Genomic DNA, 23,861 nt, shown 5'->3' with positions numbered 1-23,861 from the left:
GCGCTGGCGGTCTGGATCGCCGCAGGCCTGCCGGTCCTGGGCGATCTGGGCTACGAAGGCGAACGCGACACCGTGACCGTCGCGATCAAGAAGCCCAAGGGTGGCTGAAGCCCAAGGGTGGCTCGCTCACCGACGACCAGAAAGCATCCAACAAGGCGCACAACGCCCAACGGGCCGTCGGCGAACGCGGGAACTCGCTCTTGAAGATGACGTTCAAGGCGCTGCGCAACGTCAGCGTCTACCCGTGGAAGATCGGGAAGATTGTCGCCGCCGCTCTCGTGCTCCTGCACATCGAGCATGATCGAACGACGTGATCACTAAACGTGACGATCGGTTACGCGGAAAGGCTCAATGGTCGTGTCGGCATCACACTGCCGGGCGAAACCGGCCGCGGCACCGTCCAACAGGCCGACGAAGGCCTCCCTCGCCCGCTCGAAATCGGTCCGCTCCCAGGCGTCCAGGGTTTCCCTGCCCATCGCGGTGAGCAACAGCAGCTGCGCGATCGCCGCGGGGTCGACGAACACCAACCGCTTCCACAGCTCGAACTGGAACGCCATCCTCGGGTCCGCGCTGATCCATCCGGCATGCGCCGTCAGGGACCRTACCCTGTCGGGTACAGCCCTGCGGTGGCCGTGGCCACGACGGCGCCGAGCGAGTGACCGACGAGGTGCAAGTGATCGATGCGGGCGTCCCGGGCCGCAGCGACGACTGGCCCTAGCCAAGGGGACATGCGGCAGGCTGTCACGATCAAGCGGAAGAAGGCCGGGCCTGGTGGGCATCACCGCGCTGGTGAGCACCACCACGCTGGTGGGCAGGGACAGCGTGCCGTCGAGAACCCCCGGCGGCCAGAAACTCTCGCTGAAGTATGGAAAGACGCGCGCCCCGTGCCCGACCGCGACCGACACCGCCATACTGAATGACAACACGTCCACGACGACGTGGATGTCGCTTGTTGGCGCAAGAACGGCAAGATCCTCAAGTCCCCAGCCAAAACGAAGGGAGAAGCGGCGCTGGCCCGCAAAGCCTGGTGCGTCAGAAGCCAACGGAATGCCTACTCAGCCGGTCATTCGTCGGTGTGCCTATTCGTCGTCCAGCTCCGCGGCGATCAGATCAGTGTGGACGAAGTCCTCACCCTTGAGCCGACGAGTGYCGACGAGTGCCGACGAGTCTACGATCACGCTGGCAACCCATGCTCATCGTAGAGATCCTCGATGCTCAGGCCGGGCGGGGGCACCGCGGCCGCTGTCTGACGACCCAGGGCAACGATGCGGGCCGCTCGCTGCTCACCTTCGTCGCGGTCGGCGCGCATCCGCTCCAGGCGTTCCCGGACAGCGACGAGCACGGCCGTCGTGACGGTCTCCCCCGTCARCTCCGCAAGCTCGCGGCTCAGACGCTGGGCTTCCTCATTTTTGATGTTCAACACCGTCAAGGCTCCGTCCACCATGGAGGCGGGTCCTTCCACCAAGGTACCCGCCGTCCGTTGGGTCTTACCGGCTGAGACTCCGGCGCTCGGGATGCAACCGGCGATGTCGAGAACCCGCGACTGGCTCCGTCCCCGCGGTGAACGTGACCAAAATGGGTAGCACCAGCACCGAGGAGAAACACGATGGCTAAGTACTTGCTGCTCAAGCACTACCGCGGCGCTCCGGCTCCGGTCAACAACGTGCCCATGGACCAGTGGACCCCGGAGGAGATCTCGGCGCATATGCAGTACATGCACGACTTCGYGGCCCGGCTCGAGGGGACCGGCGAGTTCGTCGATGGCCAGGCGCTTGCCCCCGAGGGGACGTTCGTCCGGTACGACGGTGAGGGGCGCCCACCGGTCACCGACGGCCCGTTCGCCGAGACCAAGGATCTCATCGCCGGCTGGATGGTGATCGACGTCGACAGCTACGAGYGCGCCATCGAGCTGGCCGGGGACCTGTCGGCCGCCCCTGGGGCGGGCGGGAAGCCGATCCACGAGTGGCTCGAGGTGCGCCCGTTCCTGACCTCACCGCCCACCATCACAGAGTGACCTCTCAGATAAACGAGGCCCTGCTCCGGAGCCTCACCCCGAGCGTGCTAGGGATCCTCGTCCGCCGCGGAGCCGACTTCGCGGCGGCCGAGGACGCCATGCAGGACGCGCTGGTCGAGGCGGTCCGCGTCTGGCCGGCCGACCCGCCGCGGGACCCGAAGGGCTGGCTGGTCACCGTGGCCTGGCGCCGGTTCCTCGACGCGACCCGGGCGGACGCCGCCCGCCGCCGGCGTGAGGACCTCGTCAACGAGGAGCCGGCGCCCGGGCCCGCGCCCACGGTGGACGACACGCTCCAGCTCTACTTCCTGTGCGCCCACCCCTCGCTGACGCCGTCGTCCGCGGTCGCGCTCACGCTGCGCGCCGTCGGCGGGCTGACCACCCGCCAGATCGCCCAGGCCTACCTGGTGCCCGAGGCGACCATGGCGCAGCGCATCAGCCGTGCCAAGCGCACCATCTCCGGCGTGCGGTTCGGCCAGCCCGGCGACGTCGCCACCGTGCTGCGCGTCCTCTACTTGGTCTTCAACGAGGGCTACTCCGGCGACGTCGACCTTGCCGCCGAGTCCATCCGGCTCACCCGGCAGCTCGCGGCCGCGRTCGACCATCCCGAGGTGGCGGGGCTGCTCGCCCTCATGCTGCTCCACCACGCCCGGCGCGTCACCCGGACCGCGCCCAACGGCAGCCTGGTGCCGCTCGCCGAGCAGGACCGCAGCCGGTGGGACACTGAGCTGATCGCCGAGGGCGTCAAGATCCTGCAGGCGGCCCTCGCCCGCGACCGGCTGGGCGAGTTCCAGGCCCAGGCCGCCATCGCGGCACTCCACGCTGACGCGCCCACCGCCGAGGAGACTGACTGGGTCCAGATCGTCGAGTGGTACGACGAGCTCGCGCGTCTGACCGACAGCCCGGTCGTCCGGCTCAACCGCGCAGTGGCCGTCGGCGAGGCCGACGGACCGCGCGCCGGGYTGGCGGCGCTCGCGGCGCTGAACGACTCACTGCCCCGCCACGCCGCGGTGGCGGCGTACCTCCACGAGCGCGACGGCGACCTGGCGACGGCGGCACGGCTGTACGCCGAGGCGGCCCACAAGGCACCCAACCTCGCCGAGCGCGATTACCTGACGCGCCAGGCCGCCCGGCTCAACGCCCGCCGGTGTCGCTGACGGGTCGCGCTCGGATTTTCCCGCAGCACTTGGCGCGGCCCCGCGGCCAGGGCTGTCGCCTCACAGTGAGTTCGAATCTCATTACGGTGTGCGGTCGCCTGCATGCTGACGGACCGCGGCAGGATTCCTGTCGACAGCCTGCGCCACTTCGGCGCACTCGAAGTCGAATACGTCGCGCGGCACAAACACGGCCCGCTCGGTTGGCGGCCGCTACAGCGCCTCCGCCAGGCGTTCGGCGAGGAGGCGGGTGAATCGCGCGGGATCGCGCAGTTCTCCGCCTTCGGCGAGCAGCGCCATGCCGTACAGCAGCTCCGCGGTGTCGCCGAGGGCGGCGGAATCCGCGTCCCGTTCGTGTGCGGCGCGCAGGCCCATGACCAGCGCGTGCGTCGGGTTGAGTTCGAGGATGCGCTTGGGGCGTGGCATCTCGTGCCCCATCGCCCGGTACATCTTCTCCAGCGCGGGCGTCATGTCGAACGTGTCGCCGACGAGGCAGGCCGGCGACGTGGTGAGGCGGCTGGACAGCCGGACCTCCTTGACGTCGTCCTCAAGCTTGGCCGCCAGCCAGGGCAGTAGGGCGGCGAAGTCCTTGCGCAGCTGTTCCCGCTCGGCCTCGCTGCTCTTCTTCTCGTCGTCGGTGTCGAGGTCGACTTCGCCCTTCGCGATCGACTTCAGCGGCTTGCCGTCGAACTCCGCCACCCGTTCGACCCAGACCTCGTCAACCGGGTCGGTCAGGATCAGGACCTCGTAGCCCTTGGYCCGGAACGCCTCCATGTGCGGCGAGTTCTCGATCATTCCGCGCGAATCGCCGGTCAGGTAGTAGATCTCGTTCTGGGCGTCCTTCATACGCTCGATGTACTCGCGCAGCGTGGTCGGCCGATCGGCGTCGTGCGTCGAGTCCACCGAGACGAGGCCGAGGATCGCATCCTGGTTGTCGGCATCCTCGAGGAGGCCCTCCTTGAGGGCGGCGCCGAACTCCTTCCACAGCGTGCGGTAGCGCTCGGCGTCGTTCTCCTGAAGAGCCCTGATGGAGGCCAGTATCTTCTTGACCAGCCGGCGCCGCACAAGTTGGATCCGGCGGTCCTGCTGGAGGATCTCTCGGGAGATGTTGAGCGACAGGTCGTGCGTGTCGACGACGCCCCGGACGAAGCGCAGATAGTTCGGCAGGAGCTCCGCACAGTCATCCATGATGAACACGCGCTTCACATACAGCTGGACGCCGCGGCGTGCATCCCGGGTGAACAGGTCGAGYGGCGCTCGCGACGGGATGAACAACAGGGCCTCGTACTCGAACGTCCCCTCGCCCTTCATGTGGATGACCTCGAGCGGGCCGGTCCAGTCATGGCTGAGGTGCTGGTAGAACTGGTCGTACTCGGCCTTGTCGACCTCGCTCTGCGGCCGGGCCCACAGCGCCTTCATCGAGTTGAGCGGCCGGTCGCCGGCATTCTCGGCGCCGGCGCCGGACTCGGCTGTCCCGTCGTCGTTCGAGTCTCGGTCCTTCGCGGCGGGGGCCGACACCAGCCGGATGGGCCAGGCGATGAAGTCGGAGTACCGCTTGACGATCTCCCGGATCTTGTTCTCGTCGGTGTAGTCGTAGAGAMGGTCCTCGCTGTCCTCGGGCTTCAGGTGGACCGTGACCGCGGTTCCCCGCGGCGCGTCGTCCACCGTCTCGATGACGTAGGTGCCCGCGCCGTCGGACTCCCACCGGGTGCCGCCGCTCTCACCGGCCTTCCCAGTCAGCAGGGTGACCTTGTCGGCCACCATGAAGGTGGAGTAGAAGCCGACGCCGAACTGCCCGATCAGATCGGATGACGCCGCGCCGTCCTCGGATTCCCGCAGCTTGCGCAGCAGCTCGGCCGTGCCGGACTTCGCGATGGTGCCGATGAGCCCGACGACCTCGTCGCGGGACATCCCGATGCCGTTGTCGCGGACGGTCAGAGTGCGAGCGTTGACGTCGGCCTCGATCTCGATGCGCAGGTCGGCGCTGTCGACCCGCGGGCCGTCCTTGACCAACGACGCGATGCGCAGCTTGTCCAGGGCATCGGACGCGTTGGAGATCAGCTCCCGCAGGAAGATGTCCTTGTTCGAGTAGATCGAATGGACCATCAGCTGCAGAAGCTGACGCGCCTCGGCCTGAAACTCCAGCGTCTCGACCCGGGTGCTCACGGGGCTCCTCCATGCGGACACGAGCAGACTGCACGACGGCTACCCGGTCCCGCGCGTGACGGCCAGCGCCCGGCGACGCCTCGGGCACGCAGCGGAACGGGCAGCCCGTATCATATCGGGCGTCCACGAACCTCCGCCGACGGACCAGCCGGTGGGCGGCCCGATGCTAGCCCTGCTGACGGCGCTTGAGGCGGAACGCAACCTGCAGTTCGGCGGGCAGCACCTCGGCCTCCCAGGGGTCGACCAGTTCCAAGCCCAGGCYGGTGAAGTCGCTGGTGTTGCGGGTAGCCAGGACGGCGTTGCGGGCTCGACAGATAGCCGCGATCTGGGCGTCGAAGCCGCTGATCGGAGTCCCGGCTTGTTCACGCTCGACCACGAGGCTGGCGTAGTGACGGGCCGCCGTGGCGCGAAGGGCAGGACTCTGTCCTGGAACGCCGAGAAGACATCGTCCGCGGCTGCCATCAGCAACTCACGGCGGCGACCGGATGGCAGTCGGACGAGGCTGTAACGGACCTCAGCCACGGTGATCGAGGTCGTGTTCAAGGCGTCACCGGGTCGGCTGGTTACCCACCTTACGACGCGGTCGGCTGGTGCTGCGCGCATGAGCTCGGAGATGACATTGGTATCGAGAACAATCATTCTGAGGGTGGCACCCGGTCACGCGAGCAGGTCCGCTGCCCGCGGTGCCTGTGCCCGCGCTGGCACAGGAGGGGCCGCTTGACCATGCTGGCCGCCAGGTCGAGGCGCCGGCGCATCCCGCCGGAGTACGTCTTCACCCGGCGGTCCCGGGCGTCGGCCAGGTCGAACTCGGCCAGCAGGTCGTCGACCCGGGACCGGACCACGCGCCTGGGCAGGTGGCGCAGCCGCGCCATCATCTCGAGGTTCTCCCGGCCGGTAAGCAGATCGTYGATCGCGGCGTACTGGCCAGTCAGGCTGATCGCGCCCTTGACGCCGACCGGGTCGCGAAGCAGATCACAGCCCGCGATCACGGCCGTCCCCGCGTCAGGGGCGACCAGGGTTGCCAGGATGCGCACCATCGTCGTCTTGCCCGCCCCGTTCGGACCGAGAAGCGCGAAGACGGAACCCTGCTCGATAGCCAGGTCGACGCCGTCGAGCACCGCCCGGCCATCGTAGGACTTGCGGATCCCGTCCGCGATTACTGTGTATGGCATACATGAAAGGTATGCGCCATATACAGTTGACGTCAAGCCGTATTCTCGCAGTCAAGGAGGGAGGTCGATGGTCAGCGAGAAGTCACCGCCGCTACCGCCGGGCCTCGACCTGCTCTGGGGCCGCCGCGAGCGTGGTCAGCGCGGGCCGCGGCCGGAGCTGTCGGTAGACGCGATCGTGGCGACGGCGACCCGGATCGCCGACGCCGAGGGCTTGGACGCGGTGTCGATGGCCCGCGTGGCGAAGGAGCTCGGCTACACGACGATGTYGCTCTACCGGCACTTGGCCACCAAGGACGAGCTGCTCCAGATGATGTGGAACGCCAGCGCCCAGGGCGCCGAAAGCCTCGTCATCGAGGGCGATGGTTGGCGGGCCCGGCTGCGAGCCTGGGTGATCGTCCAGCGCCAGATGATCGACCGCCATCCCTGGATCACCCAGATGCCGATGGCCGCGCCCCCGCTTGCGCCGAATTCGCTGACCTTCGTCGAAAAGGGGCTGGAGACCCTCGACGGCACCAGCCTGTCTGACGCCGACAAACTCCGCGTGATCGGCCTGCTCAGCTCGTACGCCCTCAGCGAGGCCCGAATGGCCCACAATGCCGCCCGGGCTGCCGCCCAGGCCCGGACGGCTGTGGCTCCTTGCGCTGGGGCTGGAGCTGACGCGGAGGCAGGGCCGGCTGGGGGCGACGCGCCGCCTGTCTGGGGCTTCGAGGCGTTGCTGCGCGAGCTCGTCGACGAGCGGACCTATCCGCGGCTGCACCGCATCGCCTGGGCGGGCGAGATCGGCGACGGCCCGGCGGGCTTCGAGGAGACCGAGGAGTTTCTCTTCGGCGTGGACCGGATCCTCGACGGCATCGCCGCTCTCATCGACCGAACCTCGGCAGCCGGCGGGACGTTGGGCATCGGCTCGAGCTGAGCGACCGCCGCGGTGATGACATCATCCCGCGCGGCGGCTACCCGGCCCTCTCCAAGCGACGGCGGAGGCCCAGGTCAAGGCGGACCTCAACGATCTCGCGATCARCAGCCCGCATCGGCGAGCTCGTCGAGGTCCTCGGCGACCCCGGCCATCCGGAACACGACGAACGCCTGGAATGGCTGGGCCTGCGGGACGCAGACGAGTTCGACCCGGTCGAGTTCGACCCGGTCGAGTTCGACCCGGTCGAGTTCGACCCGGTCGAGTTCGACGCCGAAGACGTGAACAAGGCGCTGTCGACCATCCGATAACACCTCGGTCGGCAGGTTGACGCATCCCCGGCACCGGCGGCGCCGCGGCGTCGCCGGCCCACGTGACGCACAGACGCCTGGACGACACCTCGTTGCCAGACCCGTACCGTCGGTAGATTCTTGGTCACCTCACCGCCTCACCACCTCACCGCACCGCCTGGAATTCGGGGGAACTACATGCCACCGGACCCGACAGACGTCACTCATCCCGCCTTTCTCGCCAACTATCTTGCTAGCCTTCCCCGGCCGGAACACGTACATGGCGACCCGGCCCGCAGTGTCCGCGAGGACGACTTCGACGGTCACCACGTCGTCATCACGACCACCTACGAGATCACCGTCGACGGCCAACCATTGAACGTCCACATTGGGGTTTCCAACGACGGCACGGCACACTGCCACGGCCTGCCCAACTATCAGATCCCCTCGGTCGTCGACCTGGTACGCCTGATCATCACCGCCTTCCCCGAGGAGTTCTCCCCCGGGGCCTCTGGCGACGACCATGGCCCGCACGGCGATCCGGGCGAGCACCATCACCACGACGCCCACGACGCCCACGACGAGCTCCCGGAAGGGGCATGACATGGCGGTCGTCCGGCGCGACATCCTTCTCGACGACGACGCGAGAAAGGCCTATATCCGCGGAATCAAGCTCCTCAAACACGAACCTACGACGCTGCGCACGAATCAGTTCGGCATCCCCGGTCCGAGCCGACCGGTACGGACCTACGACCTGTTCGTCATCTGGCATGTCATCGCGATGAACACCCCCGTCCCCCCGGGAGGGTCACCGAGCAACCGCAACGCCGCGCACGCCGGCCCCGTCTTCCTGCCCTGGCACCGGGTCATGCTTGGCTGGCTGGAAGTGCACCTCCAGCGCGTTCTCGGCGACCCGAACTTCGGGCTGCCCTACTGGGACTGGGCGCGCGACGGGACACCCTCCGCCCCCGCCACGGCGCCGAACCCCGCTGCTTCGGCACTGTGGCGGAACACCCCGGACGGTTTCGGGGGCCAGGGYACCCCGATCCCCGGCGGTGCGTTCTTCTTCGACCCCGCCGACCCGACCAGCTTCCGGGTACGGATCTCCACCAGCAGCAGCGGCGCGCTCCAGCAGGTCGCCGAACGCGGCGTGCGGCGTAGATTCGGCAGCGCCACGTTCGGATCGTCGATCCTGCCGAGCAACGCCGATATCACCGCAGCCTTCGACACCGTCGCCGATCCGACACTCGCGAGCTACGACGAGGCTCCCTTCAACGTGAGTTCGCGGGGGTTCCGCAACCGTCTCGAAGGCTTCATCGGCACCGGACTGCACAACCAGGTCCACCGCTGGGTTGGCGGGGGCAGGGACATGTCGCTGGCGTCGTCCCCCAACGACCCGGTCTTCTTCGTGCACCACTGCAACGTCGACCGTGTCTGGGAGGGTTGGATGCGGCGTCACGGCCGCGTGTACCAGCCGGACATGACCGCCCCGGCAAGCCTCCTCGGCCATCGGATCGACGACCCGCTGGTCTCCCCGTTCGCCCCGTCGAGCACGTCGAGCACGCCGAGCACCCCGGCGACCCCCCGCAGCGTGCTCGACATGACCGACACCTACACCTACGACGTCCTGCCCTGAAACATCTCCTGTTGGCTGACGAGCAGGTCCCGGGGATTCACCGAGGACGGCTTCGGTCCATCCGCATCCATTGCATCCGGCCGCATCCGGCTGCCCGCGGCCTTTCCGCGGGCAGCCGCGGATAAGGGCTGGGCCTACCCGACTGGCGGCAGCTGTCCAGCTGCCGCGCCCACCGCGGACACGGGAGCCGCGGCCGGCCTGGTGGCGATGACGACGGTGGCGTTCAGGTCGGCGGAACTGGCGACCGTGGGGATCAGACCGGCCTGGGCGCTGGCTTCGACGATCGATGCCGCCTGCCGCTCGCCGGTCTCGACCAGCAGGTGACCGCCCGGGGCCAGCCACCGCGGCGCCTCGGCGGCCACCCGCCGCAGAACATCGAGCCCGTCCGCCCCGCCGTCGAGCGCCACCCGCGGCTCGTGCTCGCGAGCCTCCGGCGGCATCAGCTCGATCGCGTCGGTGGGTACATAGGGGGCGTTCGCGGCCAGCAGGTCCACGTGGCCCCGTAGGACGGCTGGCAGCGGCTCGTAAAGATCACCATCGTAGACCTGGCCACCGGCGGAGGCGAGGTTGCGGCGGGCGCACCGCACCGCGGCCGGTTCGATGTCGGCGGCGTGTACTTCGATCCCGGGCAGGGCTGCCACCAGCGCGACCCCCATCGCCCCCGAGCCACAGCACAGATCGACGACAGTGACCGGCCGGGACCGGCCGGCAACCCGTTCGACCGCCTGATCGACAAGGAACTCCGTGCGGCGGCGGGGCACGAAGACCCCGGGGTCCACGGCTATCCGCAGGCCGTGGAACTCCGCCCAGCCGAGCACGTGTTCCAGGGGCAGACCGGCGACGCGCCGCCGCACCATCGCGGCGAGTTCGCCCGGGGTCCGGGCCGCATTGACGAGCAGCCGTGCCTCGTCCTCGGCGAAGACGCAGCCGGCGGCCCGCAGCCGCGTGACGACGACGGACCGCGGCAGGGACGAAAACGGTGAGGAAGACGGACGAGAAGAGGAGGGAAAGGACGGACGAGAAGAGGAGGGAAAGGACGGACGAGAAGGGGAGAGAAAGGAAGGAGAAGGGCCGGATGTCGACACGGGAAGCCTTTCGGGATGCCGAAGGGCACCCTCCCGATCGCCTACCTCGAGCGAACCGCGCGACCGCGGGAGGAGAGCACCCACCCTGACACAGCGGAAATGGGTCTCACCCCCTCAAGACGATCACCTGTGGTGACGGCCATCTTACCCGAGCTATCTGATCCGGATCGCCGCGGGCCCAGGGCGCCGGCCAGCACGACCGAGGTGATGAACCAGAACTCCGCCCCCTTCGCCGCCTAGCGCGCGCCCGCCACGTCTCCGGGCCCGTTTCCGGCGAAGGTGAACAGGTCAGTCGGGCTGYGACGGACCGGGCAGGACGAGACGGAACGTCGCCCCGCCGCCCGGGGTCGGCCGGTACTCGACCCGCCCGCCGTGCGCGGTGGCGACGGCGTCGACGATGGACAGGCCCAGACCGGTCCCGCCGGCGTCCCGGGACCGCCCGGCATCGGCCCGGAAGAAGCGTTCGAAGAGGTGGGCCACGGCATCCTCGGGGACGCCCGGGCCGTGGTCGACCACCGAGACCACGATCCCGTCGGTGGGACCATCGCCCGTCGGCCCCGGGGAGCCGGCTTCGAGGGGGCCCACGGAGACGGAGATCCCGGCGTCGGGCGGGGTGTGGACGACGGCGTTGCGGACGAGGTTGCCGACGGCCTGCCGCAGCCGGCCCTCATCGCCGAGCACCTCGAGGATCGGCGGCACGTCGACCTCGATCGTCCGTCCCGGGCTCACCACACGGGCGTCGGTGACGATGTCACGGACCATCGCCGCGACGTCGACCGGCTGGCGCTCCAGCACCGGTCGCTGGTCCAGCCGGGCGAGCAGCAGCAGGTCATCCACCAGCTCGCTCATGCGCGCGGACTCCTCCTCGATGCGGCGCATGACCATCGCCAGGTCCTCGGGCCGCTCCGCGGCGCCGCGGTGGAACATCTCGGCGTACCCGCGGATCGATGTCAACGGGGTCCGCAGCTCGTGGCTCGCGTCCCCGACGAAGCGGCGCAGACGCCCTTCGGAGACCTCACGCGCCCGGAACGCCGCCTCGATCCGGGTGAGCATCGCGTTGAAGGCGAGCCCGAGCCGACCCACCTCGGTCCGGCGGTCCGCGTCGGCGACCCGCCTGGTCAGGTCGCCGTGGGCGATCAGGTCCGCGGTCTGCTCGATCCGGGTCAGGGGACGCAGCCCAAGCCGGATGATGACGTATGCCAGCACGGCCAGCGCGGCCGTGACCACCGAGGTCGCCACGACCTCGATCCTGGTGACCCGGTCAAGGGTGGCGTTCACCTCCGCGAAGGGCACGGCGACGATCAGCACATACCCGTTGTCGAAGCGCTCCGCGAGCATCCTGAACCGGCCGCCATGGTCCTCGGCGCCCACCGTGCACAGCGGGACGGTCGCGAGGTCCGGATGCAGCCGGGCGGTGGCGAGCAGGCGTGCCGACACCGCCGGACGCTGCGTCGGCGCCGCCGGGCCACCCGGACCACCCGGGCCACCCGGGCCGGGGCTGGCCTCGGCGAGCCGGCGGCCGGCGCCGTCGTACAACGCGCCGTAGGTGCCCACCAGGAACGTGGTGCCGAAACCTGGGTAGTGGTCATCCCCGTCCCCGTCCCCGCCGGCCCGCAGGAGCAACTGCTCCATCAGCGGATGGGCGTCCCGGACCTGCTGGTCCAGCCGGCCACGCAGGTAGGCCCCCAGAGCCCCTCGCGTGCCGACGGCGCCGAGAGCCATCCCGACGGCCAGCAGGCCCACCAGGGCCAGCAGCAGCCGGGCCCGCAGGGACAGGACCGGCCGGCTCAACGCGGCAGGCGCAGCACGTAGCCGACGCCGCGCACCGTGTGGATCAGCGGGGGTGGCACGTCGTCGATCTTGCGCCGCAGATAGCTGACGTAGGTCTCCAGGACCCGCGCGTCACCGCCGAAGTCATGTCCCCAGACGTGGTCGAGGAGTTGGGCCCGGGTGAGCACCTTGCGGGCGTTCGCGAGCAGGTAGTGCAGCAGGCGATACTCGGTGGCGGTGAGGTCGACGTGCCGCCCGGCGCGCCGCACCTCGCGGGTCTCCGGGTCGAGCTCGAGATCGGCGAAACGCAGCGGCGTGGGCGCGCCGTCGGCGGCCCCGGCCCGGCGCAGGATCGCCCGGACCCGGGCGATCAGCTCGCTGACCGCGAACGGTTTCGTCACGTAGTCGTCCCCGCCGAGGGTCAGTCCGTGCACCTTGTCCTCGGTGGCGTCCCGGGCCGTCAGGAACAGGGTGGGCACGCCCTGCCCCGATCGCCGCAGCCGCTCGCAGACCGCGAACCCGTCGATGTCGGGGAGCATGACGTCCAGCACGAGCAGGTCCGGCGGGGACAGGGCGGCCTGTGTCAACGCCGCCTGCCCGGAGTGCGCGGCGCGTACGTCGAAGCCCTCGTAGCGCAGTGCCATGGTCACGAGGTCGGTGATCGCCTCCTCGTCGTCGACGACGAGGACCCTGATCGGACGGTCCACCCACCCAGTCTCGTCCTGCTCGCCGGGAAGACCGGTCATCGGGATCCGGCGGACGCGGAACGGGACCCGTCCGATGCGGGGGGTGATGCGGGGGGTGCGGACGCGGCGGCGGCCACCTGGCCGGGGAATCCCCCCGAATGGTCCAGCCGACCGACGGCGTCGACGATCAGCCAGGCCCATCCCTCCCGAGCAAGATCGACAAGCAGGGTCCACGCGTCCCGGCCGGCGGCGAGGGCGGCCGTGGCGTAGGCGTCCGCCAGGGTGAGGTCCGGTCCAACGAGGGTGACCGCGACGAGCTCGGTCGCCGGGATGCCGGTGCGCGGGTCGATCACGTGCGCGCCCCGCTCCAACACCCCCGAGGTGGCGACGGCCAGCTCGGTGCCCTCGACCACCGCGACGAGTCGGCTCCGGTCGAAGGGATCCGACACCCCCACCCGCCAGGGTCGCCCCGGCGCCGAGGCGACTCCCCTGGCCCGCAGGTCCCCCGCCGCATTGACGCAGTGGTCCGCGGCTCCGGCGTCAGTCAGCACCCGGGAGGCCGCCTCGGCCGCCCAGCCCTTGACCAGACCGGTGGGGTCCAGCGTGCCGTCGCCCCGCCACGCCGGGTCGAACCTGCCGCCGGTCCGCTCCCGGCAGGCGCGGGCCACCCGGTAGACCTCGCGGACGTGGTCGGGACAGGCACCGAGGTCGACCTCGCCGCGCCGGATTCGAGAGACCCAGGACCCGGGCAGGAACGTGCTGAAATCCTCGTCCGCCCGGTGCAGGACCGCAGCCGCCGCCTCGATCGCCGCCGCCAGATCCGCTGGGGCGAGCGGGGTGCGGACGTCGATGCTGACGACGGTGCCCATCACCGGTTCGGCGCGGACCCGTCCGGGCCGAACCGGCACCGGCCCGCCCGACACCGGCAGGCTAGGCACCGGCCTTGTCCAGGGCGGACTGGACGGACCACGCGTACCCGTTGCTGGTGTACGAGGCGCCGGAGACGGTGTCGATCCGGGCGTTCTGGGCGTCGAGCACCTCCTGGCGCAGGATCGGCACGGCCCGTTCGTTGATCTCGATGTCCCGCCGCTCCCGGTCCGGCATCTGCAGGACAACCACATCGGTGATCTTCTTCCCGACCAGGACAAGCTGGACCTGCACCGGCCCGTAGCGGGTATCGATGGCGTCCCCGGTCACCGTCCGGGTGGTAACCGTTCCGGCGGAGCCCGAACCTGTGGACCCCGCGGTGGCGGAGAAGGACGGGGCCGGTGTGCCCGCCGACGCGGAGGGCTGAGCGGGCTGAGCGGAGGGCTGAGGGGTCGCCCCGGCGGAGGGCTGAGGGGTCGCCCCGGCGGCGGTCGGCGACGCGGCGAGTGCCACCAGCCGCTCCCCGTGTCCGGTCGCGGCCTTCGCACCGACCACGAGGATGGCGGCTCCCATCAGCGCCACGAAACCGAGCCTTCCCCGGTAGGGTTTTTCGGCGTTGTCGTTGTTGTCGTTGTTGTCGTTCAACGGAGATCGAACTCCTCGGTGTGAATCTGGTCACGGGAAACGCCGAGACCGCGAAGCGCCCGGACGACCGTGGTGGTCATCCCACGAGGGCCACAGACGAAGACGTCGCGGTCGGCGGCGTCCGGGATGGCGGCATCGAGGAAGCGGGCCTCCAGCGGGTCGTATCCGAGCTCACGCCGGGAACCGATCACCCGGTGGACGATCATTCGACTGCTCTCGGCGAGCGCCTCAAACTCCCGTCCCAGCGCGAGATCGCTCGGCCGGCTCACCCGGTGCACAACCACGACGTCGTCGCCACGACCGGCAAGATCCTCTGCCAGCGCCCGAACCGGTCCGATTCCGCTGCCCCCGCCGACGAGCAGCGCCCGGCCCCGGTGGGCCCGCGCGGCGGTGAAATGTCCGAAGGGACCTTCCGCCACGACCGGTGTGCCCGGTCGCAGCAGGGCGACCGCCCGGGAGTGGTCGCCGGCGGCCTTGACCGTGATACGCAGCTGATGCGCTGTCGGCGGGGCCGACAGCGAGTAGGGGTGCGCGGTCACGAGATGCCCGCGGGCGGCGAACCGCCACAGCAGGAACTGCCCCGGACGCGCACCGAGCCGGTGCAGGTCGTGACCGCGGATCCACACCGAGACGACGCCGGGTGCCTCCTCCACCACCCGATCGACCGTCATCCGGTGCCGGGCCACGGCCGCGATCGGCAGGATCAGGCGCCAGACGACGAGACAGGCGGCGACGGAGACGTACATCGCGGTCCACAGCAGCCGGTTAACCGGGTGACCGACGAAGTCCCCACCGGTCTCCGTCTGGTGGAAGAAGACCAGGAACACGGCGAGGTAGGTGGTGAGATGCAGCGCGTACCAGACTTCGTACGAGATGCGCGGCCGGGCCGCCCGGGCACTCGCGACCCCGACGGCCACGAACAGCAGGGTGCCGACGGTGGCCTTCCACATCTCCGGGTATGTCATGATCACCGTGACGAGCTCGGCGAGCGGCTGATGATGCCCGGCCAAGCCGTAACCCCACACCGTCAGCAGGATGTGGACGACGATGAGCAGGATGACGTTCGTGCCCAGGCCGCGGTGCCACGCGGCCAGCCGGTCGAGACCGACGGCGCGTTCGAAGGCCGGTATMCGTGCCATGAGCAGCAGTTGCACGAGCACCAGATAGGCCGCCAGCAGGCCGCAGACCCGACCGACCGCGGTCATGGCGGGCCCGGCGCCRTGGACGCTGGACGCGGAGGTGTCGAACCACCACAGGGCCACCACGGCGATCCCCCAGGCCACCAGGGCGAGACGCACCACGAGGTGGGGAGACCATCGGGCCGGGTGCCGCGTCGAACTCATGGGACGGACGATGTCCGGAGAGGCTGTGGACTACCTGAGAGAAGCCTCGGAACTTGCCGGGACTTCCCCGGAGCCGTCACGGGCCGGGGGCCACGCCAACCCGCAGGCGGGAGTCACCAGCAGCCACGAGTGGACCGGCTCAGGACGCCCGGGCGTGCTTACGAGCGTTAGCGGCATGCCGCAGGTCGCCACTCCCGCAGTATCCGTACTCGACCCGTCGCCGCCACACGGTCAGCCGGCAGCGGTCCGCCTCGATCGTCCAGGTACGGCGTTCGACCCGATCCTCGATCTGCACGGGCCGCGAGGTCACCGGCTCGTTCGCGCGCAGATGAGCCCAGTTGTGCGCCGCCTCCCATTCCGGGAAGGTGGCCACCAGTTCGCCATCGCCGTCATAAACCTGGAATTGGCGAGTCGTCATTGTCGCGCCTTTCGGTGATTGTCCGATAATGATGATCGTGTATCTGCCCGCCGGAGCCGCCGCGGAAGAAATCCCCTCCGCGCACAGCCGCGCGACGCACAGCCGCACGACGGAGAGCCGCACGACGGAGAGCCGCACGACGGGGACAGCGCGGCGGACAACGGCGAGATGGCCGGCTCCGGGCGAGGATCGTCATCCACTCAGCCGGAACCGGCGGTTGACGGTTGACGCCTGAGGGGTGACGCCTGACAGCCGCCGGCGTCGACACATGCGGGACCGGCGACGCGGCCGCCGGGCATGGAGGCACCACAGGTGCGGGGCRCCGTGTCTCGGCGCGGTCTCCCTACCGACATCCCGGACCCTGCGCGATGACCATCGACGTCTCCCCGCAACCAGCTCTGCCCCACACTCTCACCTTGAGGTGCATCATCGCTACTCAAGGTAAGCATGACCCCTGCACGCCTCTTCTGCAAGAGCTTCTGTAAGAGTTTCGCTACCCAGCGATGCGCGCCCTGGGTGAGGAGTGGCGAACAAGTGGCAGGATGCATCCATCACCCCGAAGAGCCCGAAGGACGAGCGATGGCCACGAGCGGCGGTCCGACCGTGCGGCGAAGGCGCCTGGGCRCCGAGTTACGACGACTTCGCGAGGGGGCGGGCATCTCCGTCGACGAGGTCTGCCAACTGCTGCGCTGTTCGGTTTCCAAGGTCAGTCGGATGGAGAACGGCCGCGTGCCGGTCCGCACCCGGGACGTGTCCGACCTGCTGGCTCTCTACGGCGTGACCGACGACGAACGCCGGGACGCGTTGCTGGCCCTGGCCCGCGAGTCCCGGCGCCACGGCTGGTGGCACACCTACCACGACGTGGTCCCCGCCTGGTTCGAGATCTATATCGGCCTGGAGGGCGACGCCGCCTCGATCTCGGTCTACGAATCGCAGCTCGTCCATGGGCTGCTGCAGACCAGCGACTACGCCCGGCCCGTCATCCGGGCCGACGATCCGGAGGTGAGCGAGGACGAGGTCGAACGCAAGATCGCGCTCAGGCTGGACCGGCAGCGCCGGCTCACCGYCGCCGATCATCCTCGCCTCTGGGTGATTCTGGACGAGGCGGTCCTACGCCGGACAATCGGCGGCAGAGCCGTCATGCGAAGCCAACTTGAGTTCCTCGCCAAACAGTCCGAGCTGCCGAACGTGACAATTCAGGTACTTCCCTTCTCCGTGGGCGCGCATGCCAGCCTGGGAAGCACATTCTCGATACTCGGATTCCCCGAGTCGGGAGACAACGAAGTGGTCTATATAGAGGAAGCGGCCGGAAGTCTCTATATTGAGCGCCCCTCCGAAGTCAGGCGCTATAGAGTGAAGCTGGATCATCTTCTGGCGGCAGCCCTGCGGCCGGAAGAGTCCATCCAGATGATACTCTCGGTCGCAGAGGAAATGAAATGATCAGATATATGAAGCCGATCACCGACAATGCCATCGAGGCGGCTTGGCGCAAGAGCAGCTACAGCAACGGCGCGGGCGGTATGTGTGTGGAGGTCGCGGCGCTCGGCGGGGGCGTCGCCGTCCGTGACTCGAAGAACCCGACCGGGCCGGTGCTCGCCTTCTCGGCGGCCGAGTGGGACGCGTTCCTGGCCGGCGCGCGGGACGGCGAGTTCGACCGGAGCCGGATCATCCCGGGCTGAACCACCACCCAGCCCTGATCCGGGGGAATGGGGTGGGATGTCCTGTTCCCACCGAAAAATCCCATCGGAAAAAGCGAGATCGCCGCTGGTCGGCCTCGGCCCGGTTCCGGTCGCTCCGGCACGTCGCGACCGGAACCGGGCCGTCCGCTTTCGGCTCTCCCCCACGGTTCGATGCGCATCGCTCCGGTGACCGTAACCCCGCCGATCACGCCGGTAACCGGGTGATCCTCGGTCAACCCCTACCCGGGCCGGGATGCCCGGGCCAGGATGCACCGCCCTGGTGTTTCAGGCCCTGGTGTTTCAGAGCGGGACCGGCGCCGGGCCGGACCCGCCATGCGGAGACGATTCGATCAACGGCATCGTTCCATCGGCCTGGGGGCCGAGATACCTGTTCAGGAAGTCTCGCCACGAGCCGGTTGGCTCTTGCGCAATGCCTCCCGGTCGCGCACTCTTGTAGATGTTCGGTCGAGCTTCGTTGCCTGGACGTTCGTCTTGTCGCGGTTGTTACATGATTGTAACGTGATGTGGATACGGCAGCGCGTCACTCGCCGCGAGGCGATCGGGTGACAAGGCTCCTGCGGTCTCCCGTCACAGCCCGGCAGGTCGGCGTCTGGCCACCTTGCACCCGACCGGAACAGGCCACGCGGGCGTCAAGYGCCCGCCCAACGCGGAGGAGGGCAGTCGTTGTGACCATATGTGATAATACGGCTACCCGCGTGCGGCGCCATAACGCACCTGCCCGGATCCTCGGTCAGCCGGGGCGGGCGGAGCGCAGAGTCGCCATCCCGTCGCCCTCCTAGCGAGGCGGCGCAGCGCAGCGTCCGCCCGCTCTCCGGGTCCATCTGCTCATCTCCGATCTCGGATCGACCTCGTGTCGAAAGGATCGGCCGAGGCATCGTCGCCTCGTTCCCCGCCTTCCGGTCCGGTGTGCCGTCCGAGGTCACCCGCGAGTTGCAATGCCCTGTTTCCCTGCCACTGGGAGGTGATTGCCGTGGCCACCGCCACGACCAACCTGCTCAACACTCCGATCGAAGATCAGCGCGTCGAGCGTGTCCGCCGCGCGGCGCTGTCGGCCTACGTGGACGGAAAKATCTCCTTCGCGCAGGCGAACCTGCGGGTGCGCAAGGCCCTTCAGCGATTCGGGGTCTGACGAGCCAGCCGGGTCGTCGAGATGCGGCTGGCGGCGCCTCGACGACCCGGCCGGAGAGGAAACCCTGATCGCCCGGTCCGCGCCTGCTCTGCTCCGGGCCGGGCAGCAAACCTGGGCGGCGGGGATACGCGGGAAACGTGCGAGCGGGAAACGTGCGAGCGGGAAACGTGCGAGGCGGGCAAGCGGGAGACGGCCGGGCGCCCGGGCGATCGGGGGGTGAACCCGAGCGGCCGGCCACGACGACTATCTCACCGAAAGCACACGGCGCATCACTATAAGTTCTTCGACATGCCGCTGCGGTGAGCAACCGTGCCGGTACGAGCGTTAGAAGCCGCTTCGTCCCGGGCCCTTGCCGGCTGCCCCGGCTCCGCCTCCGATGGCTCGACCACCTCCGGCCGGCCGTCCAGGGGCGCGACRCCGTCCCCCAACCCGCGGTCGTCGGGGGTGGGTCGCAGCACGCTCTCAAGTTCGTCCACGGACCGGTCTGCCGCCATCCGATCACGGCCGAGAGCGGCGATTCCGGCCGCGACCAGGACCATCGCGACGATGAACGCCGCGCGGCGGACGCCGTCGGGCGCCGGCTCGCTGAACAGCGTCAGGCCCAGAGTCACCGGCAGGAAGGCGGAGACCCCGCTGGTCACCGGGAAGGCGATGACGGCGGCGCGCCCTTGCAGGCCACGCTGCTGAAGACCGAGCGCCAGCACGGAGAACAGCACGAGGACGTAGGGCGTCGGAGTGGTGAGCAGGTCCACCAGCGTGGACTGCCCCTCACGTCGTTCGTTCACCGCCAGGCCGATCTGGCGGGTCGCCAGCGTGGCGATGGCGTAGCTGACCCCGGCCGCGGCCCCGAATCCGAACGCGGCACCYGCGACCATCTCCCGCACCGCGGCCAGGTTGGCGAGGGACGCGCAGAGCAGCGCGAAGACCAGACCGAGGACCAGGAAGGCCAGCAGGACATCGGTGCTGGCCGAGCTGCCGACCTCCGCTCGGCGCGTGAAGGCGAAGGCGAGCAGGCCGATACCGCCGACCATCGCGACCACGCCCAGCCAGCCGGTCAGGCTGATGTTCTCGCCGAGCACCCGCTGCGCCAGCAGGGTGAAGACGATCATGTCGAGGGCCATCACCGGGGCGACCATCGCCACCGGGGCCACGGACAGCGCATACACCTCCAGCAGGAACGAGCCCGCCTCCACGGCGAGGCCGATCAGCCACAGGGGGCGCAGCACCAGTCGGGCCAGCAGCGCAAGCCCCAGCCCCGAGCTCTCCTCCTCCCGGCGGGCAGCGCGGGCCTGGACGAGCGGCGCGATCCCGTAGAGAGCCGCCGAGACGACCGCGGTCGGCAGACCGATCACCAGGGCTCTGCTCATGTCCCGTCCAACATCGTGGCCCTCGGGATCCGTCCCGAACCGTGGGTTCGCCTCACCAGTCCGCGCCGAAACCGATCTGCGCCAGAGCCGCCCCGAATGCCCGCTCCCACGCGTGCGGGCCGATCGCCACCCGGTCCGACGGTGGCTTGACCCGGTCAAGGCACGCGAGCGCGGATCTGGTCAACGACACCGGGTCGGTGTTCGTCACCTCGGCATGACCTCGCTCGAGCTCCTTCTGAAGGTTATCCCGGCCATGCCCCGGCACCACGTCGATGAGCAGCAGGTCCCGGCCGATCACCCGAGCCTCGCTGCAGGTGTCCCCGGACGACGTGACGACCAGGTCGCTCGCCGCCATCAGCGCCGGGACGCGATCGGTGAAGCCGAACGGGATGACCTTGTGCTGCTGTTCCGACAGAGACGCCAACCGCGCGGCCAACCGCTGGTTGCGGCCGGCCACCGCAAGCACGTAGATGCCCGCCGCGGCCATGGCCGCGGCACCCTCTACCAACGGTCCCAGCCCCCAGGAGCCGGACATCAGCAGCACGCAGGGAGCGTCCGCGGGGATGCCGAGCGCGGCCCGCGCCTCCTCCTGGGTGGGCGGGTCGTAGAAGGGTTCCCGGACCGGGGTCGGGACCACCGAGATCAGCGCGTTCGGCGAGAACCGCCGCACGTACCGGGCGGCGGTCTGCGAGGTGACCAGGTAGAGGTCGGTGTTGTCGTGTACCCACAGCCGGTGCACGCAGCAGTCGGTGGAGAACACCGCCGTCACCAGGCCGGGGAACTCGGCCTTGACCCGGCTGGCCGCCGCGGCTCCGGTAGCGAAGATCGAGATCACGAGATCGGTCGGCTGGGCGGCCAGTTCCTCGCGCAATGCCGGGACGACGAACCGGCTCGAGGTCCTCTCGATGGCCTGGGCGAGCCGGCCACCGGTTCTCATCTGTGAGAAGTGCACGGCATCATACAGGCCCGGAACGGCGATCATGCCACGGAAGACCTTCTCCCCCCGGGAGCCGTTGCGCCCACCGAGCATGCGCAGGCTGTCGGCGGTCCGGGTGGTGAACCCGCGCCGGGTGAGCGACGCGCCGCACGCCTGTGCCATCACGTCGTGGCCCATCCCGAGCGAGCCCGACAGCAGCAGCGCGCCGCCGCGTCGCGTCGGCGTCCCGGCGGGCCGGACATCGACGCCGTGCGTGCGCGGATCGGCGGGGAGGGCGCCGGCGACCGGTCCCCCCGCTGCGGCCGGCCCTGGCAGGACAGGTTCCGTGACCCCCGGTTCGCCGGCGGCTGGCGGGCCGCCGACCCCCGCCTCAACATCATCTTCGGATGGTCCATTCACCGTGCTACCGCCGATCTGCGCCATGGTCACTCCGAGGAGGCCGCGGAGATATCGAGGTCGCCGACAGGCGGGAGCGCCTGAGCCGGAGGCCGTCGATTTGCCAGATACCACTCGATGTACTGCCGGACACCCTCCGAGAAGGGTGTGGTCGGTCGCCATCCGAGCACCTCCGCGGCCCGCTGCGCGGAGATCTCCCGACCGCGGAAGTCCCCGGGGCGCGCAGGCATGTGTTCGATGGCGGTGCCGGGGAAGTACTCCTGGACGGCCCGTGCCATCTCCAGCACACTGACCGATTCGCTGCCCTCGAGGGCGAGCGTAGTGTTGGCCGCGTCGGGGGTCAGAGCCAGCACGTGCGCCTCGGCCAGGTCCCGGACGAAAACGTAGTTGCGGAACTGCAGACCGTCGCCGGCCACCGTCAGCGACTCGCCGTTCAGAGCCTTGCGGACAAAGCGGGCCAGCACCAGCTCGTCACGCATTCCGGGGCCGTAGGGGATGCCGTAACGCAGGATCGTGAACGGCAGCCCGTAGGTCTGCTGATAGCTGTGCAGCAGCAGTTCGGCGGCCAGTTTCGTCGAGGTGTAGACATGCCCGGCGCGGCCCAGCGTGATCTCGGCGTCCTCCGTCAGCGGCGCCGAACCGGCCCGGTCACCGACCGCCCCGTACACCCAGACGGTGCTGGCGAACAGCACCCGGCGAACCCCGACCTGCCGCGCCGCCTCGCAGATGTTCCCGGTGCCCTCGACGTTGAGCCGCACGGTGCGCACCGGGTCGGCGAACGCGAAGTCCACATTGGACATCCCCGCGATGTGGAAGACGGCCTCGACGCCCCTCAGCGCGGCGGTGACCGCCGGCAGATCAAACACGTCGAGGTGCTGGTAACTAGCCCGGGGGTCGACCGGCCGGTGTTCGACGTCCAGTGAGAGAACGTCGTGACCGGCGTCAAGCAGACGGTCGACCACATGGCTGCCGATGAAACCCGACCCTCCGGTTACCGCGATCTTCATCGTCATCCGTCCAGGCTCAGGCTCTGCAGCGCGGCGGCGAAGGACGCGACCACATGGTCGGCCTCCGCCTCGGTCATGTCCGAATGGATGGGCAGGCACACGTGCCGGGCGCAGATGTCCTCGGCGACCGGAAGGGACCGGAGCGCATAGTCGCCGAAGACCGGCTGCCGGTGCAGCGGCGACTCGTAAACCTCACCGCTCAGGGAGACGCCGTGGCGTTCCTTCAGCTCCTTCTTCAGCCGGCCGCGGTCGATTCCGGGGCGGGGCAGGACGATGTACTTGTAGTAGTTGCAGAGACCATCCGGCGGCACCTGCAGGCGGGTGACGGTACCCAGGGTGTCCAGCGCGGCGTCGTACCGCGCGGCTACGGYGGCGCGGGTCGCCAGGAAGTCAGCGAGATGCCGCAGATGCACCCGGCCGGTGACCGCATGAATCTCGCTGAGCCGCCAGGCGTACCCCTGCTTGATATGGACGTTCCCGAGAAAACCGGCTTTGCCCTGGTCACGATAGATCCGAGCGGCTTCGTGAATGGCGGGATCGGACGTGAGGATCATTCCGCCCTCACCGCTCGTGATGACCTTGGTTGGATAGAACGAGAACGCTCCCGCGATCCCGAACGACCCAGCGTGGCCGTCGCCGTGGCGGCTGCCGTGGGCATGTGCCGCGTCCTCGACCAGCGCGATGCCTCGATCGTCACAGAAGGCCCGCAACTCGGCCACGTCCGGCGGGATCAGCCCACCGATATGGACCAGGACAACGGCGCGGGTCCGCGGCGTCACCGCGGCCTCGACACTGCGGGCGGTCAGGGCAAAGGTGTCCGAACTCACATCCGCGAAAACCGGCATGGCACCGGCCCGCAGCACCGCGAAAGCGGTCGCCGCAAACGTGTTCGTCGGCACGACGACATCCGCGCCTTCGACACCGTGACTGCGAAGGATGATCTCCAATGCGGCTGTTCCACTGCTCACGGCGACCGCGAACGGGGCCTCGTGAGCCGCGGCGAATGCCGCCTCGAATTCAGCGGTATGGACGCCCAAGGTCAGCGCACCGGTGGCCAGGATCTCGGTCGCGGCCGATGCGATCTCCGCGCGATCCTCCGGTGAGAAGACGATACGCGCCGCAGGGACATGCACCTGTTCACCCCTACCTTCCGAGTCATTCCCGTGCGAGCG

At 69.4% G+C, this 23,861-nt stretch carries 25 protein-coding genes and 3 pseudogenes; 9 read left to right on the top strand and 19 right to left on the bottom strand.

Features of this window, described 5'->3' with window-relative positions; genetic code table 11:
* A pseudogene (locus KBI5_RS18355) lies at positions 1-314 on the top strand (transposase family protein); the annotation flags it as partial.
* A gap of 3 nt (positions 315-317) precedes the next feature.
* Here KBI5_RS18355 and KBI5_RS26480 read toward each other — a convergent pair.
* Entirely contained in the window at positions 318-557 is a 240-nt protein-coding gene (locus KBI5_RS26480; protein WP_023840133.1) for a hypothetical protein, read from the bottom strand.
* Between the two features lie 617 nt (positions 558-1,174).
* Positions 1,175-1,444 carry a type II toxin-antitoxin system VapB family antitoxin gene (locus tag KBI5_RS18345; RefSeq protein ID WP_011434714.1) on the bottom strand — a complete coding sequence of 90 codons (270 nt, stop codon included), beginning with the start codon at positions 1,442-1,444 and terminating at the stop codon, positions 1,175-1,177.
* Positions 1,445-1,606: 162 nt separating this feature from the next.
* On the opposite strand from KBI5_RS18345, the gene KBI5_RS18340 reads away from it, so the two are divergent.
* Positions 1,607-2,014 (top strand): YciI family protein, encoded by a 408-nt coding sequence (locus KBI5_RS18340; RefSeq protein ID WP_085015941.1) that lies wholly within the window; start codon positions 1,607-1,609, stop codon positions 2,012-2,014.
* Between the two features lie 8 nt (positions 2,015-2,022).
* Positions 2,023-3,168: a DUF6596 domain-containing protein gene (locus tag KBI5_RS18335; protein WP_085015942.1), complete on the top strand. Its 1,146-nt coding sequence runs from the start codon at positions 2,023-2,025 to the stop codon at positions 3,166-3,168.
* Positions 3,169-3,273: 105 nt separating this feature from the next.
* On the opposite strand, the pseudogene KBI5_RS28805 reads toward KBI5_RS18335, so the two are convergent.
* The 5 genes and pseudogenes from KBI5_RS28805 to KBI5_RS18320 form a co-directional block, all read right to left on the bottom strand.
* A pseudogene (locus KBI5_RS28805) lies at positions 3,274-3,372 on the bottom strand (RNA polymerase subunit sigma-24); the annotation flags it as partial.
* Between the two features lie 6 nt (positions 3,373-3,378).
* Positions 3,379-5,331 carry a molecular chaperone HtpG gene (htpG, locus tag KBI5_RS18330; protein ID WP_085015940.1) on the bottom strand — a complete coding sequence of 651 codons (1,953 nt, stop codon included), beginning with the start codon at positions 5,329-5,331 and terminating at the stop codon, positions 3,379-3,381.
* Positions 5,332-5,497: 166 nt separating this feature from the next.
* Positions 5,498-5,707 (bottom strand): hypothetical protein, encoded by a 210-nt coding sequence (locus KBI5_RS27085; RefSeq protein WP_198537794.1) that lies wholly within the window; start codon positions 5,705-5,707, stop codon positions 5,498-5,500.
* Positions 5,708-5,841: 134 nt separating this feature from the next.
* Positions 5,842-5,934, bottom strand: a pseudogene (locus KBI5_RS28800) (VapC toxin family PIN domain ribonuclease); the annotation flags it as partial.
* Positions 5,935-5,966: 32 nt separating this feature from the next.
* On the bottom strand, positions 5,967-6,503 hold the full coding sequence (locus KBI5_RS18320) for an ATP-binding cassette domain-containing protein (protein ID WP_085015939.1): 537 nt from the start codon (positions 6,501-6,503) through the stop codon (positions 5,967-5,969).
* A 67-nt stretch (positions 6,504-6,570) separates the two neighbouring features.
* Between KBI5_RS18320 and KBI5_RS18315 the strand changes: the two genes are divergently transcribed.
* Complete coding sequence (locus KBI5_RS18315; RefSeq protein WP_085015938.1) at positions 6,571-7,416, top strand: TetR/AcrR family transcriptional regulator; 846 nt, start codon at positions 6,571-6,573, stop codon at positions 7,414-7,416.
* Between the two features lie 101 nt (positions 7,417-7,517).
* Here the strand turns inward: KBI5_RS18315 and KBI5_RS26475 are convergent, their stop codons facing one another.
* Positions 7,518-7,727 (bottom strand): hypothetical protein, encoded by a 210-nt coding sequence (locus tag KBI5_RS26475; protein ID WP_085015937.1) that lies wholly within the window; start codon positions 7,725-7,727, stop codon positions 7,518-7,520.
* A 174-nt stretch (positions 7,728-7,901) separates the two neighbouring features.
* Between KBI5_RS26475 and KBI5_RS18305 the strand changes: the two genes are divergently transcribed.
* Positions 7,902-8,306: a hypothetical protein gene (locus KBI5_RS18305; RefSeq protein ID WP_011434707.1), complete on the top strand. Its 405-nt coding sequence runs from the start codon at positions 7,902-7,904 to the stop codon at positions 8,304-8,306.
* Between the two features lies 1 nt (position 8,307).
* Entirely contained in the window at positions 8,308-9,339 is a 1,032-nt protein-coding gene (locus tag KBI5_RS18300; RefSeq protein ID WP_023840138.1) for a tyrosinase family protein, read from the top strand.
* 134 nt (positions 9,340-9,473) lie between these two features.
* Here the strand turns inward: KBI5_RS18300 and KBI5_RS18295 are convergent, their stop codons facing one another.
* The 7 genes from KBI5_RS18295 to KBI5_RS18265 form a co-directional block, all read right to left on the bottom strand.
* Positions 9,474-10,307: a putative protein N(5)-glutamine methyltransferase gene (locus tag KBI5_RS18295; protein WP_049761034.1), complete on the bottom strand. Its 834-nt coding sequence runs from the start codon at positions 10,305-10,307 to the stop codon at positions 9,474-9,476.
* Between the two features lie 405 nt (positions 10,308-10,712).
* Positions 10,713-12,215: a HAMP domain-containing sensor histidine kinase gene (locus KBI5_RS18290; protein WP_011434704.1), complete on the bottom strand. Its 1,503-nt coding sequence runs from the start codon at positions 12,213-12,215 to the stop codon at positions 10,713-10,715.
* Entirely contained in the window at positions 12,212-12,940 is a 729-nt protein-coding gene (locus KBI5_RS18285) for a response regulator transcription factor (protein ID WP_011434703.1), read from the bottom strand. Before KBI5_RS18285 ends, KBI5_RS18290 begins: the two co-directional genes overlap by 4 nt.
* On the bottom strand, positions 12,937-13,749 hold the full coding sequence (locus KBI5_RS18280) for an FAD:protein FMN transferase (protein WP_082456618.1): 813 nt from the start codon (positions 13,747-13,749) through the stop codon (positions 12,937-12,939). Before KBI5_RS18280 ends, KBI5_RS18285 begins: the two co-directional genes overlap by 4 nt.
* 61 nt (positions 13,750-13,810) lie before the next feature.
* Positions 13,811-14,392, bottom strand: coding sequence for an FMN-binding protein (locus KBI5_RS28025; RefSeq protein ID WP_023840141.1), 582 nt, complete (start codon positions 14,390-14,392; stop codon positions 13,811-13,813).
* Positions 14,389-15,735 (bottom strand): ferredoxin reductase family protein, encoded by a 1,347-nt coding sequence (locus tag KBI5_RS18270; RefSeq protein ID WP_011434700.1) that lies wholly within the window; start codon positions 15,733-15,735, stop codon positions 14,389-14,391. Before KBI5_RS18270 ends, KBI5_RS28025 begins: the two co-directional genes overlap by 4 nt.
* Before the next feature lie 139 nt (positions 15,736-15,874).
* On the bottom strand, positions 15,875-16,153 hold the full coding sequence (locus KBI5_RS18265; protein ID WP_011434699.1) for a hypothetical protein: 279 nt from the start codon (positions 16,151-16,153) through the stop codon (positions 15,875-15,877).
* 579 nt (positions 16,154-16,732) lie between these two features.
* Between KBI5_RS18265 and KBI5_RS18260 the strand changes: the two genes are divergently transcribed.
* The 3 genes from KBI5_RS18260 to KBI5_RS27075 all read left to right on the top strand — a co-directional run bounded on the left by KBI5_RS18260 (position 16,733) and on the right by KBI5_RS27075 (position 18,982).
* The gene (locus KBI5_RS18260) at positions 16,733-17,593 is read left to right on the top strand and encodes a helix-turn-helix transcriptional regulator (RefSeq protein ID WP_085015936.1); all 861 of its coding nucleotides are present in this window, start codon (positions 16,733-16,735) and stop codon (positions 17,591-17,593) included.
* An 8-nt stretch (positions 17,594-17,601) separates the two neighbouring features.
* Positions 17,602-17,832: a DUF397 domain-containing protein gene (locus KBI5_RS18255; RefSeq protein ID WP_232234982.1), complete on the top strand. Its 231-nt coding sequence runs from the start codon at positions 17,602-17,604 to the stop codon at positions 17,830-17,832.
* Positions 17,833-18,823: 991 nt separating this feature from the next.
* On the top strand, positions 18,824-18,982 hold the full coding sequence (locus KBI5_RS27075) for a hypothetical protein (protein ID WP_198537792.1): 159 nt from the start codon (positions 18,824-18,826) through the stop codon (positions 18,980-18,982).
* 272 nt (positions 18,983-19,254) lie between these two features.
* Here the strand turns inward: KBI5_RS27075 and KBI5_RS18250 are convergent, their stop codons facing one another.
* Genes KBI5_RS18250 through KBI5_RS18235 form a run of 4 tightly spaced genes read right to left on the bottom strand, consistent with a single transcriptional unit; the run spans position 19,255 to position 23,822 of the window.
* A complete protein-coding gene (locus tag KBI5_RS18250; RefSeq protein ID WP_011434695.1) occupies positions 19,255-20,349 on the bottom strand; it encodes a DMT family transporter in 1,095 nt (364 codons plus the stop codon).
* A gap of 52 nt (positions 20,350-20,401) precedes the next feature.
* A complete protein-coding gene (locus tag KBI5_RS18245) occupies positions 20,402-21,709 on the bottom strand; it encodes a glycosyl hydrolase (RefSeq protein ID WP_011434694.1) in 1,308 nt (435 codons plus the stop codon).
* Between the two features lie 2 nt (positions 21,710-21,711).
* Complete coding sequence (locus tag KBI5_RS18240; RefSeq protein WP_085015935.1) at positions 21,712-22,689, bottom strand: NAD-dependent epimerase/dehydratase family protein; 978 nt, start codon at positions 22,687-22,689, stop codon at positions 21,712-21,714.
* A 2-nt stretch (positions 22,690-22,691) separates the two neighbouring features.
* Positions 22,692-23,822 carry a DegT/DnrJ/EryC1/StrS aminotransferase family protein gene (locus KBI5_RS18235; protein ID WP_085015934.1) on the bottom strand — a complete coding sequence of 377 codons (1,131 nt, stop codon included), beginning with the start codon at positions 23,820-23,822 and terminating at the stop codon, positions 22,692-22,694.
* Positions 23,823-23,861 lie beyond the last annotated feature (39 nt).

The organism is Frankia sp. KB5 (assembly GCF_002099325.1).
Classification (GTDB): Bacteria; Actinomycetota; Actinomycetes; order Frankiales; family Frankiaceae; genus Frankia; species Frankia casuarinae.
The sequence above is the reverse complement of the archived record's forward strand: the minus strand, read 5'-3'. Positions and strand labels throughout refer to the sequence as shown.